This is a genomic window from Corallococcus sp. CA041A (assembly GCF_003612075.1).
GTDB lineage: Bacteria > Myxococcota > Myxococcia > Myxococcales > Myxococcaceae > Corallococcus > Corallococcus exiguus.
In genome coordinates this window covers 1-442 of sequence record NZ_RAWF01000654.1, presented here as the reverse complement: position 1 = coordinate 442, position 442 = coordinate 1, and the positions used below count along the sequence as shown (strand labels likewise).

General features: G+C 62.2%; 1 protein-coding gene. It reads right to left on the bottom strand.

Going from position 1 to position 442, the window contains the following annotated elements; all coding sequences use genetic code 11:
- Positions 1-9: 9 nt before the first annotated feature.
- The coding region (locus D7V77_RS42615; RefSeq protein WP_147452389.1) for an alpha/beta fold hydrolase at positions 10-442 on the bottom strand (433 nt) is incomplete at its 5' end.

The following is a 442-nucleotide window of genomic DNA, read 5'->3' as shown; positions in this document are numbered from 1 at the left end:
ACCTGCCGCCTAGCGCTGCAAACAGAACTCTTCGATCAGCGCGGCCACCTGCTCCGGCTGATCGTGATGCAGCATGTGGCCCGCATCCGCAATCAGCACTTCCCGGAAATCAGGAAACGCCGCAAAGCGGGTTTTGAATTCAGCCAGCGGCACGTCGCCTGCAATGGCTTTTAATGTGGGCGAATCGACTGCCTCGACGTGCAGCACGGGGGCGGTAACACGGCGCCAGATTTCCATTACCTCATCCAGCCGATAAAGCTGCGGATTGATGATCTTGTGCGCGGGGTCACCGAGGATCTCCCAGCGGCCGTCAGCATTCTGGCTCGACCAGTGCTGCGCCAGGAATGCGGCCTTGTCGGCGGGCAGGCGTGGGTTGGTCTTCTGCAGGCGCGCGGCGACGTCCTCGACGGTCGCGTAGGTGTTCAGGCGCGGCTTGTCCTTC